General features: G+C 57.7%; 18 protein-coding genes and 1 pseudogene. 8 read left to right on the forward strand and 11 right to left on the reverse strand.

The window, feature by feature from the left end; translation table 11 throughout:
* Positions 1 to 128 precede the first annotated feature (128 nt).
* Both RI101_11855 and RI101_11860 read left to right on the forward strand, forming a co-directional pair.
* Complete coding sequence (locus RI101_11855; protein ID MEC4890743.1) at positions 129 to 1,130, forward strand: SIR2 family protein; 1,002 nt, start codon at positions 129 to 131, stop codon at positions 1,128 to 1,130.
* Positions 1,123 to 3,999 (forward strand): hypothetical protein, encoded by a 2,877-nt coding sequence (locus RI101_11860; protein MEC4890744.1) that lies wholly within the window; start codon positions 1,123 to 1,125, stop codon positions 3,997 to 3,999. The genes RI101_11855 and RI101_11860 overlap by 8 nt, the downstream gene beginning before the upstream one ends.
* A gap of 196 nt (positions 4,000 to 4,195) precedes the next feature.
* On the opposite strand, the pseudogene RI101_11865 reads toward RI101_11860, so the two are convergent.
* From RI101_11865 to RI101_11915, 11 genes and pseudogenes are all read right to left on the reverse strand, one after another.
* Positions 4,196 to 4,423 (reverse strand): annotated as a pseudogene (locus RI101_11865) (IS3 family transposase).
* 82 nt (positions 4,424 to 4,505) lie between these two features.
* Positions 4,506 to 4,817: a NadS family protein gene (gene nadS / locus RI101_11870; protein ID MEC4890745.1), complete on the reverse strand. Its 312-nt coding sequence runs from the start codon at positions 4,815 to 4,817 to the stop codon at positions 4,506 to 4,508.
* Entirely contained in the window at positions 4,814 to 5,131 is a 318-nt protein-coding gene (locus tag RI101_11875) for a type II toxin-antitoxin system RelE/ParE family toxin (GenBank protein ID MEC4890746.1), read from the reverse strand. Before RI101_11875 ends, nadS begins: the two co-directional genes overlap by 4 nt.
* 167 nt (positions 5,132 to 5,298) lie before the next feature.
* Positions 5,299 to 5,754 carry a DUF2784 domain-containing protein gene (locus RI101_11880; protein MEC4890747.1) on the reverse strand — a complete coding sequence of 152 codons (456 nt, stop codon included), beginning with the start codon at positions 5,752 to 5,754 and terminating at the stop codon, positions 5,299 to 5,301.
* A complete protein-coding gene (locus RI101_11885) occupies positions 5,702 to 6,259 on the reverse strand; it encodes a DUF488 domain-containing protein (GenBank protein ID MEC4890748.1) in 558 nt (185 codons plus the stop codon). Before RI101_11885 ends, RI101_11880 begins: the two co-directional genes overlap by 53 nt.
* Entirely contained in the window at positions 6,256 to 6,564 is a 309-nt protein-coding gene (locus RI101_11890; protein ID MEC4890749.1) for a TfoX/Sxy family protein, read from the reverse strand. The genes RI101_11885 and RI101_11890 overlap by 4 nt, the downstream gene beginning before the upstream one ends.
* A 9-nt stretch (positions 6,565 to 6,573) precedes the next feature.
* The gene (locus RI101_11895; protein MEC4890750.1) at positions 6,574 to 7,431 is read right to left on the reverse strand and encodes a methyltransferase domain-containing protein; all 858 of its coding nucleotides are present in this window, start codon (positions 7,429 to 7,431) and stop codon (positions 6,574 to 6,576) included.
* 17 nt (positions 7,432 to 7,448) lie between these two features.
* Complete coding sequence (locus tag RI101_11900) at positions 7,449 to 7,709, reverse strand: MoaD/ThiS family protein (protein ID MEC4890751.1); 261 nt, start codon at positions 7,707 to 7,709, stop codon at positions 7,449 to 7,451.
* Positions 7,706 to 8,866, reverse strand: coding sequence for a hypothetical protein (locus tag RI101_11905; GenBank protein ID MEC4890752.1), 1,161 nt, complete (start codon positions 8,864 to 8,866; stop codon positions 7,706 to 7,708). Before RI101_11905 ends, RI101_11900 begins: the two co-directional genes overlap by 4 nt.
* Positions 8,867 to 8,886: 20 nt before the next feature.
* Positions 8,887 to 9,321, reverse strand: coding sequence for a hypothetical protein (locus RI101_11910; GenBank protein MEC4890753.1), 435 nt, complete (start codon positions 9,319 to 9,321; stop codon positions 8,887 to 8,889).
* A gap of 180 nt (positions 9,322 to 9,501) precedes the next feature.
* Positions 9,502 to 10,083: a TetR/AcrR family transcriptional regulator gene (locus RI101_11915; protein ID MEC4890754.1), complete on the reverse strand. Its 582-nt coding sequence runs from the start codon at positions 10,081 to 10,083 to the stop codon at positions 9,502 to 9,504.
* A gap of 282 nt (positions 10,084 to 10,365) precedes the next feature.
* Between RI101_11915 and RI101_11920 the strand changes: the two genes are divergently transcribed.
* The 6 genes from RI101_11920 to RI101_11945 all read left to right on the forward strand — a co-directional run bounded on the left by RI101_11920 (position 10,366) and on the right by RI101_11945 (position 15,804).
* Entirely contained in the window at positions 10,366 to 10,827 is a 462-nt protein-coding gene (locus tag RI101_11920) for a hypothetical protein (GenBank protein ID MEC4890755.1), read from the forward strand.
* A 57-nt stretch (positions 10,828 to 10,884) separates the two neighbouring features.
* Positions 10,885 to 12,120 carry a TCR/Tet family MFS transporter gene (locus tag RI101_11925; GenBank protein MEC4890756.1) on the forward strand — a complete coding sequence of 412 codons (1,236 nt, stop codon included), beginning with the start codon at positions 10,885 to 10,887 and terminating at the stop codon, positions 12,118 to 12,120.
* A 115-nt stretch (positions 12,121 to 12,235) separates the two neighbouring features.
* Positions 12,236 to 12,490 carry a DUF2024 family protein gene (locus tag RI101_11930; GenBank protein MEC4890757.1) on the forward strand — a complete coding sequence of 85 codons (255 nt, stop codon included), beginning with the start codon at positions 12,236 to 12,238 and terminating at the stop codon, positions 12,488 to 12,490.
* 175 nt (positions 12,491 to 12,665) lie between these two features.
* The gene (locus tag RI101_11935) at positions 12,666 to 14,042 is read left to right on the forward strand and encodes a glycosyltransferase (protein MEC4890758.1); all 1,377 of its coding nucleotides are present in this window, start codon (positions 12,666 to 12,668) and stop codon (positions 14,040 to 14,042) included.
* A 42-nt stretch (positions 14,043 to 14,084) separates the two neighbouring features.
* Positions 14,085 to 14,819 (forward strand): FAD-binding oxidoreductase, encoded by a 735-nt coding sequence (locus tag RI101_11940; GenBank protein ID MEC4890759.1) that lies wholly within the window; start codon positions 14,085 to 14,087, stop codon positions 14,817 to 14,819.
* 43 nt (positions 14,820 to 14,862) lie between these two features.
* Positions 14,863 to 15,804 carry a hypothetical protein gene (locus tag RI101_11945; protein ID MEC4890760.1) on the forward strand — a complete coding sequence of 314 codons (942 nt, stop codon included), beginning with the start codon at positions 14,863 to 14,865 and terminating at the stop codon, positions 15,802 to 15,804.
* The last annotated feature ends 4 nt before the right edge of the window (positions 15,805 to 15,808 follow it).

Below are 15,808 nucleotides of genomic sequence, written 5' to 3' on the forward strand. Positions count from 1 at the left end.
AACGTATTTGAATTCTGCCCCGTATTGCGACTCCGCTAAATTTGAGAAAACTCCCAGAGGATCGCCATCTAACTAATCCTACCGCTTCGCATGATTTCTCGCGTTGAATAGCGTATGTTTCCCCTAGAATGAGTGACGATATCCTTCCCATACCTCGCATTCCTGAGGGGCTCCGTGAGGCTGCTCAGCGAGGCGTCTTGATACCGTTCATTGGTGCAGGCGCCGCACGAATCGCAGGCTGTCCTGGCTGGTCAGAGTTTGCTGACGGAGCACTTCGACATTTTATTGATCAAGGAAAATTTTCTCATAAACAACTGGCTCAAATTTCCCATCTGAATCCACGAGTAAAGTTGTCGATCGCTTTAGGACTCGAAAAGGAGCATGCGACCCATATCGATTTTCGTAAACTATTGCACCCGTCAGGAAAGAAAGACCACATTAAGGGGCGGAAGCTTTTTGCGAGTCTGTCCAAACTTGGAAAGACATTTGTTACGACCAACTATGACGAATGGCTTGATGAAGAGATCGATTTGCCCCCAGTTGCTGCAGTGGTCGCATTCGGCCCAGCAGCGCCAGCCACTACGAACACACGGACCGTTATTCATAAAGTTCATGACCTGACGCTGGCTAATCTCAATAAACCTAATACGGTTATCCATCTCCATGGCTCATTGGTAAACCCCGATGGCATGATCCTGACTACGCAACACTATGTGCGTCATTATGCCAATGACAGGCTTTCCGGAAATGCTGAGAAGGAAAATCGAGTCCTGACTTTTCTCGAGCATCTCTTCAATGAAAAAACCGTTTTATTTGTTGGTTATGGCTTGGAAGAACTCGAGATCCTCGAATATGTCATCCTTAAGGCTCAACGCCCTCCTGGTGGGGTGCCACATGAGGCAAAGCACTACATTCTTCAAGGCTTCTATTCCCATGAACATGAATTAATGCGTAGCCTTACACGATACTATCTTGATGAATGCGGGATTCAGCTCATTCCGTTTCTTCGGGACAACAAGGACTGGGATCAGCTCCTAGAAGTCTTAGAGGAATTCGCACGCACTGCTCCTGCATCAAACCTGCAATTCTTGCAAGAGTTCAAGGAGATGGGGGAGCTTCTGAATGACTAAGCTCACGGCAAAACAAGAATCGTTCATCGCCCTTATGCTCAAGAGCGAAGAGCATGCGCGTAGAGGCTTCGATGTTCTCCTTGCGCGGCCTGGATACGAAAAGCTGTTCGACGCTCTTGAAGAAGCGGGGCTTTTTAATCCAAGTCGTAACCCTGCCCCTATTCCTGCAGGAGAGCCTGGGTACGTTCGAATCCCTTACTGGGATGCTCTAGATTATCTTGAAGCCGTTGCAAAGTTGTCTGGCGAGAGGAACGATATTCATCTTGCCGAAAATGTGTTGGCGGTTGTCAAAACTGTTAGCGAAGCCTTTGAAGAAAATCCGAGTACCCGTGACAACTACCATACAAATCGAAAGTTTGCTGAAATTCTCGGTTTTGTTCCGACGACTACCATTACGGAGGCTCACCTCAGTTTTATTCCTGAATGGCTTGAAGGGAAATATGATCAAGGCATGGTTTGTCACGCTCTCAGTAAGGGGGCAATGCATCGCTTTCTGGGAAGCCAGTCACCTGACGATTGGATCAAAGCATGCACCATCCTTCGTTACTGCACCGCCGTTATTTGGATCGATGAAGCAGCCCTTGGAGAGAAACGCAAGCGGCCGGCGACGGTTACTGAAGACCACTGGTTAAAAGAACTAATTAACCACCACACCAAAGAATTGGGCAGGCGAGCCGGGAAGCTTTCCGCTGAAATTCTTCTCGATCGCCTCCGTGAAGTATTCGACCAACAACGCCGAAATGTTCCGAGTTGGCTACATCGTCCAGCGGTTGAAGACAACGCTCAAAACCATGAATGGCTTGGACCTGAAAATCGATTTGTAGATGGCCTCCGCGATGTCCTGCTGAGCTGGGTCGATAGTGATACATCAACAGCCAAACCATTCATCGAAAAACTGCTGACTGATACGTCAGAGATGGTTCGCCGCATCGGAATCTATGTCATAGGTCAAAGATGGGAAATCTTAGGGCAGCTATACAGCCCTCTTGTTCACGAAAATTTTTTCACAGACGGTCACCTACATGAACTCTACTGTCTCCTAAAAAACCAGTTTGAGTCATTTAGCGCCTCTGCCAAGGCCTCGACTATTGAAGCCATTCGACACCTCGAACAGGCGACAACAGACGAAGAGCATCTGCGACAGCTAAAGCGAGTTCAGCGGAAGTGGCTTTCTGCTGTCATAGGGAAAGGCTACGAACCTGCGGACCAATGGTTTAAGAGCCTGATGACAGAGCATGATCTCGGCGGTGTGTCCGAGCATCCAGAATTTCATTCCTATATGGAAATTCAGCGTGGACCAGGTCCATCTCCATATCAGGTTCAGGAACTGCTCGCTTTTGCAGAACTTGGGAGCGTTGTTGAAGAGTTAAATAGTTTTCAGGAATTGGACACATGGCGAGGCCCGACCGTACGTGCGCTTGTGGATTCGTTGGAGGAAGCCGTAATACTTGCCCCTACTACGTTTCTCAAGCTGCTACCAAAATTCGTTTCTGCGAAGCGTCCATTTCAATTCGGAGTCATTGAGGGATTTAGGCGTCTCTGGATTGATGCCGATCAAACCAGTCAGTCTATTGACTGGAACACAGCCTGGGAAGAACTGATTCGTTTCTTCGAGCAACTGATCCAAACATCTGACTTCTGGACTGAACAAGTTATCGAAGATCACAACAGGACACCAAATCGAGACTGGATTCCTCCGGCAATCGCTGATTGCATTAAAGCCGGAACACGGAGTGACAACAAAGCTTACTCTCCATCCTTATTATCTAGAACATGGGCGCTTCTGCAAATTTTGCTTGATAAGTTAGAGTACATACAGGATGCCCCCAGGTCCGATGCAACGAATCAAACTATCAATTGGCCTAGAGGAAAGGCGATTGAAGCTCTGTTTATTCACGCTCTCAGAGAATGTCGTGTAGGCGATCAGACTCGGAAGGAGCACTCAGGCGTTTGGGAAATCATGAAGCCCACTTTTGATGCTCAACTTGCCAAATGTCAGAACGCGAATTTCGAATTTTCAACCATGGCAGGGAATTATCTTCCCAATCTGGAATACATGGCCCCCGAATGGCTTCGGGTTAACATCGGAAGAATATTTCCATCCACCTTTCGCGACAATCTCAAATGCGCGCTCGATGGTCTGGCCTATACGACAGTTTCCGATTCACTGTATGACCAGCTTGTTAAAAGTGGCGTGATTGAGTTGGCTCTCTGTGATCAAGACACGGACAGACGTGTTCGAGAGAGACTCATCGAACGAATATCCCTAGCTTATATTTCGGGCAATGAGCAGCTCGACTCACCAATATTTGGCTACCTATTCCAACCACAACACCTTGAAGATCTCCAGGATGCATGCGGTTGTTTTTGGGACATCAGAGAGGAGCAGTTATCGCCAGAACACATTGCACGAATACTCCAATTCTGGGATCGCTGTGTAGGATGGAGTCGTGGCCTCCCCACTCCCCCAACAGCACTCCTATCCAGCCTGAGCAGATTGAGTTGTTATCTTCAAGGTTTGGGCTCACGAGAAACAGAATGGCTACTTGCCGTCGCGCCCCATGTGAAGGTTAATTACAATTATGATTTCTTCCTGGAAGAGCTTGATAGATTGGTGGATACCAACCCTACTGAGGTCAGCACTGTCATGAAGGCCTTCCTTGATTCATACCTGCCAGATTACGATTTCGAGGACAGACTCAAGTCAATAATCAGGAAGCTTGCTCAACTTGGAAAGCGACAAGATGCGATTAACTATGCGGAGAAACTTAGGCACCTTTCTGGCATGCTTGAGCTATACACGAATTTGGGAGAAATAGCGGGGAAACGTCAACGTGGACTCAATGTGGAAGAGTCAAAAAGTGGCTAATCAACTCGTTTTTACCTGTTTATTCCCCGCAATGAGTACAATTACTTTCGGCGGATGTGAAAACATGGGTAGGCAGAATAAGAGACGGGATGCATGATGAATGCGAAAAGCGTCTGTCAGGTCTTTCAGCTTCTGTAGTCTCGATACCTGGTAGGATTTGGCTCTATGGCCTGCTGCCGGTTTAGTTGACACCATCCTACGCTAATTCCGCCTGTCGTTCGAACTCCATTGGACTGAGATACCCCAATGTGGAGTGCCGCCGACGGGGATTGTAAAACCGCTCGATGTAATCGAACACATCGGCTTTCGCCTGGTCTCGCGTGTGGTACAGCGTTCGCGCGGTACGTTCGGTCTTCAGCGAGGAGAAGAAGCTCTCCATCGCGGCGTTGTCCCAGCAGTTGCCGGAGCGGCTCATGCTACAGCTGAATATAAGGGGTCGGATACCTTTGTTCGCACAAAACCATGCGGAGACGGACAGCGCATGGGGAGGTTCTCTTCTAGTCTGACTATGCCGCGCCTTTGCGCGGCTCTTGGTGCAGCGCCTCGGCGACGGCGCGCGGATTGCGCGCGGCTACACGGAGGAGGGCCAGCGCCGGGCCGTCTGGCGTCCGTCGGCCTTGCTCCCAGTTGCGAAGAGTAGCCACGCTGACGCCGATCATGAGGGCGAATTCAGTCTGTGAGGCCTTGAGCGTCTTTCGAACGCTCTTCACATCGGCCGGTCGAAACGTGGTGACTCGGCCGGGCTTCAAGGTGCCGCGCCGGATGCGTCCTGCCTGTCGGATGCTGGTAAGTAGCTCTTCGAATGCTGCCTCTTTCATGTGAACTCCTCCCGAACAAGTGTGGCAAGGGTCTTGATTTGTGCCGGCGTCAAGTCGTCTTGCTCGTTCTTCGCATACAGATACAACATATAAAAGACTTCACTTCCTCGTTCCCAATAATAGATGAGGCGAACGCCGCCTCGTTTCCCTCGGCCAGGAGCTGCCCAGCGGAGTTTGCGCAGCCCTGCTCCGCCCTTGATGAGTGCGCCCTGTGTAGGCCTGAGCAGCAGTGCTACCTGAAGCGCACGATACGTGTCATCGTCCAAATGCCGCCGAAGGATGGCGGTAAAGACCGGAGTTTCGATGAACCGCATGATGTTTATGGTACGTCAATGGCGTATATTCGTGCAAGGGATTAGACTGCGAGATTTGTGCGCGCAGGGGCCTGGCTGGGGCGATAGCTGTCTCTGGTTGCCGGTCGGTCTTGTCTTTCTGGTGGCTGACGACGGGATAGACCGAAGAGACCAGACAGACTCAGCCCTCACGCCCGCTTGCTCCGCCACCACCATCCATAGATCGTCAGATTCACGGCGACGACTATCGCGCCAAGGATCAGTTGGATATCCTGTGTGAGTGCCTCCGGGTAGAGAATGGGCACGACATAGCGGATGATGAAGTCTCCTTCATGGCCGCCCTCGCCCCCCTGCGTTCGCAGCCAATTCTCCAACGGCGTCAGCGGGCAGATCCAGCCGCTGAATTCGATGAACGCGCCCCAGGCCACTGCCGGCAGGTGCAGCCACATGATTCGTGGCCATTTCAGGACCAAGAGCCCGCCGAGCAGTACGAAGAGCACAAAGCTGAGGTGCAGGAGGACGACGAGATCGGCAGCAAGTCGATAGAGCATGGGCTTAGTGTGGAGAAAGCGGGCGGCCGGTGCAATGGGGCTAGTCGAACAGCCGAGGGACGGCGTCCGGATCGGGGTATGTGAGTGTCCCATTCTGGCTGACGGCGAAGGAAGTGAGCTGGTGCCGGTCGGCCTTTGACTCGGTCATGATGTGCCGGACCTCCCAGCCCCGGCTGATCAGTGCATCGGCGATCAGTGACCGGTGGCAGCGCCAGGGGACGGCTTCGGCGCACATGACGGCGGTTCGATGCAATCGGCCCTCAGCCATCAGCTCCTCGACCGCTCGTTGAAATTCCTCCGTCTGCATGTAGTCGGCATAGCCGCGAAAACTCTCGTTCCGCCACCCGGTATTGCGAGAGTCCTTGTTCGGTTTGCGCAATCCACCGAGCGCGGGCATGTGCCGATACTGGATTCCCTTGCTTCGTAACGATTGCGCCAGCGTGTCCGTGTTAAATTGTGGATTGTGCCGCGAGCGAGGCACCGTGCGCACGTCGATGAGTTCGGCGATGGCATGAGCCTGCAGCAGCGCGATGAATTCGTCTATCGGCCTGGTCGAATGGCCGATGGTCCAGAGAGTGGGACGCGGTCCATCGCTCACGGCTGGCCTGCCTGCTTGGCCCAGTCGGTCAATTGCTCCGCGTCCTCGATCACGTCGAGCGGGACTTCATAATAAGATTTGAGCGTCTGCTTGGTATTGGCCTTGAACGGTTTCATGCCCTGGTCTTGATAAAGCGTGACGGTGGCTGGTGAGACTTTGAAGTAGAGCCGCCCTTTGTGGACGATGCCAAAAAATGTTTTCCCGGAGTAGAGTCCGAATCCGCCGAACATGGCGCGACAGGTCAGGCCTCGGAGATCGGCCAGCTGGTCCAGCACAAAATCCTTGAAGCCGTCGGCTTTGGCCATCGGTCCCCTCTACAAGGGTTTTCGCGCGGCTACCATCCGCACCGCCATCGGAAACACGATGCGTTCCCCGCGACGGTAATTCGACGCCGCTTGCAAGATGCGCTGTTTCACGTCCTGCTGCTGTGCCTCGGTCAGCTTGGCCATGAGATTCTGGACCGGCGCGGCGATCTCCATCAGGCTGGTGTAGTACTCGTCAGCCGACGCATAGGACCAGTCCGCAAGAAACTCCTGCTCCGCGACATCGACCAATCCGGCCTGTTGGAATATCCCGGCAAGGTCGTCCGGCTTTGCCAGCCGGAAGATGCCCGGTGCTGTGGGGTCGGGCGGCGGCAGCTCGATGACTTGCTTGATAGCGGCCATCGAGAGCCCGATAGAGGGATTTCTGTCCGGTGCGGACCAGACGGCCGCCGCGACCCATCCACCCGGTCTCAAGACCCGCGCAATTTCTGACGCGGCCTTCGGAATTTCCGGGAGAAACATCAGGCAGAAGCGGCTGGTGACCGCGTCGAATGAGTTGGCTTCAAAGGGCAGCGTCGTCACGTCGCCGGTTTTGAATGAGATGTTGCTCAGGCCGAGGCGCTTGGCCTTGCGGTCCGCTGCGGCGAGCATGTGCTCGGCGAGATCCATGCCGATGACGCTGCCGGTCGGTCCGACCGTCTGAGCGCCGAGCAGGGCCGGGTAGCCGGTGCCGGATCCAAGGTCGAGCACCTTCATGCCCGCATGGAGACGCGCGTCGGCCACGAGGCGATGGTTCAGAAAGGCCATCTGCTCGTCGAACAACCGGTCCCATTTTTCCCAGCCGCCTGCGACGCGGTTCCAGTCCTGACGCTGGCCTGCAATGAGCTTCGTGTTCTCGGGGGTTGGCATCGTGTCTCCTCTCAGGTTTATCCGCCGCTGAGGGCACAGATAACGTAAAGATGGTCCTCTTGCTGCAGGGGACTGTTCAAGTCCTGCCGCTGTTCATCGTTTACGAAGATTCTGATGTGCGGCCTGATGGTATCCTGTTCCGTGATGATGCGAAACCGGATGCCGGGATAACGGCGATCCAAGGCCGCCAGCGCTTCGGCGAGCGTGGCGCCTTCCACCGGCACCTCGCGCTGCTGTGCTGTGTAGGACCGCAGAGCGCTGGGGATGTGGGCGATCATCGACTGAGCGTGGCCGCTTCCACGGAATAGATTTCCGGCAGATGTCTGGCGATGCAGGTCCAGGTCGCTCCCTCGTTCCGGCTCGCCCAAATCTCCCCTTGCGTCGTGCCCACGTAGAGGCCGACCGCCTCGTGGGTGTCGCGTGTCATCGCCTGGCGTTTGACCGTCCACCAGGCGTTCGACTTTGGGAGGCCCTTGTCCTGCCGGGTCCAGCTTTTCCCGGCGTTGCGTGTGACATAGGCGGCGGGTTTCCCATCCGGACTGACCCGCGGCCATACCGTTGTGCTGTCCATTGGAAAGACCCAGGCCATATCGGCATCGCGTGGATGCACGGTCATGGGAAATCCAATGTCGCCGACTTTCTTCGGCATGTTTTTCCCGATCCGCACCCAGGTATCCGAGGGCCGATCGAGCCGGTAGATGCCGCAATGGTTCTGCTGATAGAGCCGGTCCGGATTGCTCGGACAGAGCCGTATACAGTGGGGATCGTGGAAGGTTGGCGTAGAGGGGTCGAACCCTTCGACGACATCCAGCCCTTGAATGAGCGTCTGAAAGGTCTTGCCTCCGTCGAGAGACTCATGCACGCCGCCGCCGGACATCCCGAAGTAGAGATGTTTTGGGTCGCGCGGGTCGACGATGATCGAGTGCAGCTTTGGACCGTCCGGGGTGCCGTCCTGCACGCTGCCCATCCACTCGCGGTATTGCGGATCGGCATTGATGTAGGAGAATGGCTTCCAGGTGGCGCCTCCGTCGTCTGAACGAAAGAGGCCCTGCGGAGAGGTCCCGGCGTACCAGGCATTCGGTTCGTTCGCGTGGCAGGGCATGAGCCAGAAAATATGACCGACCGAGCGGCCCTCTTCGCCCTCCGCGGCTTTCTTGAACGCCGGCGGCGCGGCCGACTCCTTCCACGTCTTCCCGGCATCGGTAGAGCGAAATAGAGTTGGCCCCAAGTGCCCTGTACTGGCCGCCATTAACATCGTGCGGCGGTCCCGCGGGTCGGCGACGATGTGATGGATGATGTGGCCGAGGAAGAGCGGCGCCGAGACTTTCCAGGTCCGTCTCATCCGGTCGCTCTTGAGGATGAAAGCGCCTTTTCTGCTGCCGACCAACAATGTGACGGCACCGCTGCTTGCTGGGGTCGTCGTCGAGGATCTCATCACCGACCTCCGTCTGACGATTACTTCAAAGTTTGTAAGGTCTCCCGCAGTTCCTTCAGTTCGGCACTTAGGAGTTCAAGATGCTGGTCACGCTGGGGTTGATCGTTCTTGAATTTCCAGAGCCGCCCGAATATGGCGCCGAGTTCTTTTTTGTGCGTCTTGGCCAAGTCATACGCCGGCGTGTTGGCCTGGGCGTCTGTCACGCCGCAGAAGGAATCCAAGAGGGCGTGGAACTGATTGTGCAAATCATCGAAGGCATTATCGACACCTTTCCCGCCCTTCGCTTTCGCAGCGGTGGCTTCCATCATCGTGGTGAGATTGATCATGGTTTCGACGCCGCTCGCGCCTTTGGCCTGCGTTGCGTAGTCGCCGGCGCGGGGGTAGAAGAGATAGCTGCAGCCGCTGAGCCCGGTGAGGAGAAGGGCGAGCGCGAATACGCCAAGTGTTCGTTGCATGGCAGCCTCCTTTGGTGAACGGGTTGCGTGTGTAGTCAATCATGTTGGTCTGATGAGGTCAATCGGTCCTGTGGTGCTAGAGGGGACGGAGGGCTTCGTCCATGCGTCTTTCGCGGAGGCCAGCGCAAAAGTCTCAAAGGATGTGGCCGTGGCTTGATCGTTCAGGAGTAAGGCGAAAAATTATTCGACGACGCGGAGTCCAATCTCCGCCGCTTGTACGATGGCCTCCTTGGCCGCGCCCGATTTGATCATCACAATCAGGCCTTGCATCATAGTGGTGAAAAACTGTGCAAGCGCGCGTGGATCCTGTTCAGCGCTGAGTTCTCCCTGATTTCTGGCCCGAGTAAGGAGGCTGAGGAGCGCCTCTTCGCCCATCCGCAGGGCTTGCTTCAACTGGTCCGCGATATCGCCCTCATGGGGGGCTAGTTCCATGACGGTGTTGGCAAGGAGGCAGCCACGCCGCTGGGGGTCGGCCAGCGCGCCGTCGATCATGCCCCGAATAAACTGGCGCAGCAGCGGCAAGGCCGGGCCCGGTTGCGTGAGCCGCGAGAAGAGGGGGGCGACGATGCCCTGGCAATACCGATCGAGGGCTTTCACAAAGAGCTGGCGCTTGCCGCCGAAGGTGTCGTAGAGCGAGCCACGGTTCAGATGCATCGCCGCGAGCAAATCCTCCATCGACGTGGCTTCGTAGCCTTTATGCCAAAAGACGTGCATCGCGTGATCGAGCGCGTCGTCCGGGTTGAACTCTTTCGGGCGGGGCATGGGACTTCTCCTATGGATCTGGAACGGGTAGTAGGGTAGCAAATACTGGAATGATTGGTCAAGATCGTGCGATTGGTGCCAGTGTCGAATAATCGCGGCCATGAGATTGGCGATTTGGTGTTTGTGCCGGAGCCGATACGTGAAGAATTGACTACGTAGTTCTAGGGAATCCTTTTGGCTTCTATACAATCATATGGGCGGTATAATACAACGTCAACGCGACGAGGCAGCGGCACAGCTCTTCTCAGGATGAGAGGAGGCCGAGCGATCATGGATGGAATTATGGGGCGGAAATTTATGAAGCAGATCGTGGCATCGATCGGATCCTATAGCAAAAAGATTTTTCGGCAGCTGGGGTTCAGTCAGAGCGAGCCCACGCTTCCAATGGTGGCCTGGGAAGCAGGAGGTCCGTTGCGGGTCGAACGCCGGCGTGAGGCGCGCAGTCCCAAGCTCAGTCCCTGTACCTATGGGCTGATGCGGTCCGTCGATCGCGATGGGGTCACGCTCGAAGAGGGGCTGGGGACCGCGGTAAACGAGAGCCCCGCTGGCTTGCGGCTCTTGCTGGGCATCGCGCCGCATCCGGGGCAGCTCTTGGAAGTGCAAACCAATCAATCGACGTTCAGTTGCGGACTGTATCTGGCCGAAGTTTGTTGGACGAAGCCGTTGCGGGAGGATGAGCAAGGGGCGCTCTACCTCGTCGGATGCCGTGTGAATTTCGGCGCCGCGCGCGTCGCGATGTTTTAGCCGTCCGCGTATTTGTTCCTGTCTCCCCGCGCAGCCCTCTGGTAGGATGCAGGCACCATGGCTGCCTCTGCTTCCGCCACCCCGCCGCGTCAGGCGGCCATCCTCTTCATTCTGATCACCGTCATGCTCGACGTGCTCTCCTTCGGGATCATTATTCCTGTGCTGCCGAAGCTCGTCGAAGAGTTTTTGGCCGGCGACACGGCGCAGGCCGCGCTGATCTATGGGCTCATGGGCACGGCCTGGGCTCTCATGCAATTTGTCTGTTCGCCCATTCAAGGCGCGCTGTCGGACCGGTTCGGCCGCAGGCCGGTCGTGCTGCTCTCGAATCTCGGCTTGGGTCTCGATTACATCTTTATGGCGCTGGCGCCCAGTGTCACCTGGCTCTTCGCGGGCCGGGTCATATCGGGCATCGCCGCCTCCAGCTTCAGCACAGCCGGGGCGTATATCGCCGACGTGACGCCGCCGGAGAAGCGGGCCGCCGGGTTCGGCATGATCGGCGCGGCGTTCGGATTGGGATTTGTGCTGGGCCCCGCAGTGGGCGGGATGCTCGGCGCCATCGATCCGCGCCTGCCATTTTGGGGCGCGGCGGCGACGAGTGTGGTGAATGCCTGCTACGGGCTGTTTGTCCTGCCGGAGTCGCTTCCGCGCGAGAGACGGATGGGGTTTTCCTGGAAGCGGGCCAATCCGATTGGCTCGCTGGTCTTGCTCCGCTCGCATCGGGAGCTGTTCAGCCTGGCGGCCGTCGCGTTTCTCGGATATCTCGCCCATGCGGTCCTGCCGAGCACGGCCGTCCTCTATGTCGGCTATCGGTATGGATGGGGGCCGTCGGCGGTCGGCTTCATGCTGGCCGGGGCCGGCATCAGCGCCATGCTGGTGCAAGGAGTGCTCATGCGGCCCATCACCGCCGCCTTGGGCGAGAGACGGACGCTGCTGACCGGGCTGTTGTGCGGCGCCGCCGGGTTTACGGTGTACGGACTGGCGCCCACGGCCTGGATCTATTGCGCGGGCATTCCGATCATGGCCTGCTGGGGGCTGGCGGGACCGGCCACCCAAGCCCTCATGACGCGGCGTGTCAGTGCGTCCGAGCAGGGCCAGTTGCAAGGCGCGATTGCCGGCCTGGCCGGCATCGCCGGGCTCGTCGGGCCGGGTCTGTTCACGCAGACCTTCGCCTTCTTCATCAGGAGCGGCTCCGTCCTCAGCACGTCCCTGTATCTTCCCGGCGCGCCCTTTCTCCTTGCGGCACTCCTCCTGCTATTGGCGATGACGTTGGCCTGGCGGGCGACCGCACGGTGAACCGCAACCCCTCGATCGCGCGTCCCGCCGAAAGCCGGGAATTGACAAGGACGCCGAACGCATCGTACTGTAAAGGAGTCCTAAGTACATAGGATGAAGAGGAGAGGAGGCGCCAATGGAGGCTGTCAAGGTGTTCGATACCTGGGTGGAAGCGGGAGGCCGCATGCATCATTTCGATGTGATGACGCGCGACGAGGCGACGGCGTTAAAGCTGGCCAACGAACATATGGCCTCGATGGGGCTTGCGTCGGCGGTGGTGACGACCCAGGAGTGCCAGTTTTGCCATCAGGAGCCCTTAGCCTTCTTCTCGGATGCGCAGCAGCGGGCGTTTCGCGAGTCGGGCGGCTTTATTGTCAGGCTGTCCGAATAAGGAAGGCCCCTTCGCACGGAATCTGTGCCCGCCTCAGGCCTCTTGCCGGTGCGTGTTGATGGAGCGTGCTCTCTTCGAGTAGGCGCCGGCTCATGCGGCAATCTTGACATTCCCCCTCGGACCCCATTACAAAGTCGGCCCTTGTCTTCGATTATTCTCCGCCAAGGAATCATTCATGGAGCCGATGAGCATCCCTGTGTCTGCGAAGCCGTCCGTGCTGGATCTCGTGCCGGACGAAAATCCCACCTGGTGCACGATCGACCTGCGGCTGGTCATTGCGATCGTCATGGTGTGCGGCGCCATCGTTGCCACGGCCGTGCGATTCAACCACGAGTTGTTCGATCCCTTGGCGGAATCGTTCCAGTTGCAAGGCTGGGCCGCCGTGATCGCCCGGCCGAGCCTGCTGTGGTTTTCCATGGGGATGCTGTTGCTGGTGATCCGGACCTTGCTCTGGGTGCGGTATCGGCCGTATGCCGCGGTGGAGGCCGAGCAGGCGCCGCGGATGTCCATCATCATTCCGGCCTATAACGAAGGGCCGCTGGTGCGCCAGGCGGTGGAGGCCTGCGTCCGCGCGGACTATCCTCGCGAGCGGCTCGAAATCATCGTAATCGACGACGGGAGTACGGATGACACCTGGCACCATATCGCGCAGGCGCGCGACGAATGGCCGCAGCGGGTGGAGGCCGTCCGGCTTCCGGTGAACGGCGGCAAACGCGGGGCGCTGGCCGCGGGGTTTGCCAAAGCGACCGGCGACATTCTCGTGACGGTCGATTCCGACAGTGTGATCGAGCGCGGCGCGCTGCTGGCCATTGCCGGGCCGTTTCGGAACGAGCAGGTCGGGGTCGTGGCGGGGAAAGTCTGCGTGCTCAACCGGTTCCGGTCGCTGCTGCCGCGCATGCTCCATGTGCGGTTCGTGCTGTCGTTCGATTTTCTCCGGAGCGTGCAGTCCACCTATGGAACGGTCTATTGCTGTCCGGGGGCGCTCTCGGCCTATCGGGCGTCCGTCGTCAAGCCGTTGATTCCCGCGTGGCTGCGGCAGCAGTTTTGGGGGGAAGATTGCACGATCGGGGAGGACCGCGCGCTGACGAACGATATCCTGGCCGCGGGCTACCGGTCGGTCTATCAGCGGTCGGCGGTTGTCCATACCCTGGCCCCCGAGCGGTATCGCCAGCTGTGCAACATGCTGCTGCGGTGGGATCGGAGTTATATCCGGGAAGAAATTCGCCTGTGGAAAATCATGTGGCGGTTTCCCCTTTCGTCGCTGCTGCTCACGCTGCTGGAAACCGTCATCACCAATCTCCGGTATCCCGTCGCCTATAGTTCCCTGGGGCTGATGTTCTATCTTTGCGTGCAGGATCCCTGGACGATCGTCCGCTTTGTCTTGTCGATCGGCGTGGTGTCGCTGTTCTATACGCTGTATTTCTTCCACTCCGAACGGTCCCGTGAATTTCTGTTCGGCATCGCCTATGTGTATTTCTACATCGTGAGCCTCGTGTGGATTTTCCCCTATGCGCTGGTCACGGTGCGGAATCGCGCGTGGCTGACCCGGTAGCGCTGGCAGACCGTTTCGGCATCCTGGTAGAATCGCTCCCCCATGGCGATCCAGACGCATCAGGCTCAGGTTGACGCAATCCGCACGCTCACCCATGACGTGCGCGAGGTGGATCTGCGTGTGGTCGAGCCGGCGGCTATCGCGTTCAAGCCGGGCCAGTTCATTTCGTTCGAGATGCCGCACCCGCAGACTGGCCGCCTCGTGACGCGGGCCTATTCCATTGCCTCGCCGCCCAGCCGCCCGGATGTCATCACCCTGCTGTTCAATCTGGTATCGGGAGGACCGGGGTCCGGGTTTCTCTTCAACCTCACCGTCGGAGATACGGTCCGCTTCAAAGGGCCGGCGGGGAGCTTTCATCTGCGTGACGATCCGGGGCGCGAGCTGTTCTTTATCGCGACCGGTACCGGCATCGCGCCGCTCCGGTCGATGATCCTGGCGAATGCCGAACGAGCCGATCCGCGCCCCGCGACCCTTTTCTGGGGGCTGCGCAGCCAGCGGGATCTGTATTACCAGGATGCCTGGGCGGCGTTGAGCCGGCGCGTGCCGAACTTCACCGCCATCACGACCCTGTCTCGTCCCGAGCCGGGCTGGCTCGGCGAAACGGGCCGTGTCCAGCGGCTTGTCGAAGAGCGTGTCGCATCGGTGGAGTCTCTCGCCGTCTATGTGTGCGGGAACGGCGGCATGATTGCCGACGTCATTGCGGCCTTGCAGGCGAAAGGGCTCTGTCCGATCTATCGCGAGAAGTGGTACGACGAGAAAGGATCGGCGCAGGAATGACAGGGCGTCCGATCAGACGTTGTCATCGCATGGCCTCATCGTTATGAAGGCCGATTGGTCTAAAGGCGCCATTCTGTTGCTTGCCGCAATGGTCGTTGCCCTGGCCGCCTGCAGCCAGTTCGAGCCGCGCGACAAGCGCTTCTACTACCGCGCGTTGTGGAACTTCGCGTTGCGCGAAGATCTCGCCGAGCTCGACAGTGAATTTAACGGGGTCGATTTCGGCCATTCCAATCTCTACGAAAATCTGTTGCTGACCGGCGGAACAGATGTGCCGGCCATCGACGACCGGGCACGCAAGGAAACCCTCGCCTTCATTGCCACCAAGCCCCGGCTCAATCCCAACGAGGAGGCCATCGCCCCCACCTATATGAAGCTGGCCTGGCGCGCGCAGAACACCTTCGACGAAGCGCATGCCCTGCACCGGGCCACCTACGACATTATGGCGTCCGACGAGCCGGACAAAGCCCGCGCGCTCCGGAACGTGCTGGCTTATTACCAGGAGAGCCCCTACGCCATCACGGCCAAGCGGTTGGATCATCGGCGGCTGGATCAGTTTCCCTATTCCAAGACCTTCCGCCGGCGGTTTCCGCTCTTCAACGCCACCATCTGGTCCTATCACTATCTGCAAGTCGCCGTGTACGATCCCCTGCAGGCCGCGCGCGACCGTGAAGCCAAGACCCTGGCGGTGCGGCCCATCCTCGCGGCCTATCGCCGGTATCTCGAACAGCCGCCGGTCGAGTGGACCTTCATGCCGCTGACGGCGGAATTGAGCCCGGGCTTCGCCGCGCGCTATCCGGAGATCGCCAACATCTTCGACAATCTCCACATGCTGCATGACAACATCAGTGACATCCTGGCGAGCGAGGTGCTGCCGACCTGGGAAGAGAAGCGGGCGGAGATTTATCGCTTGGTGGACACCTATTATCTGGCAAGTGCCGATGCGGCGAATCCGATGATCGTGCAAGACCGGGAGCACCACCATTGAAGCG

Origin of the sequence: Nitrospira sp. (assembly GCA_035968315.1) — a bacterium.
Taxonomy (GTDB): Bacteria; Nitrospirota; Nitrospiria; order Nitrospirales; family Nitrospiraceae; genus Nitrospira_D.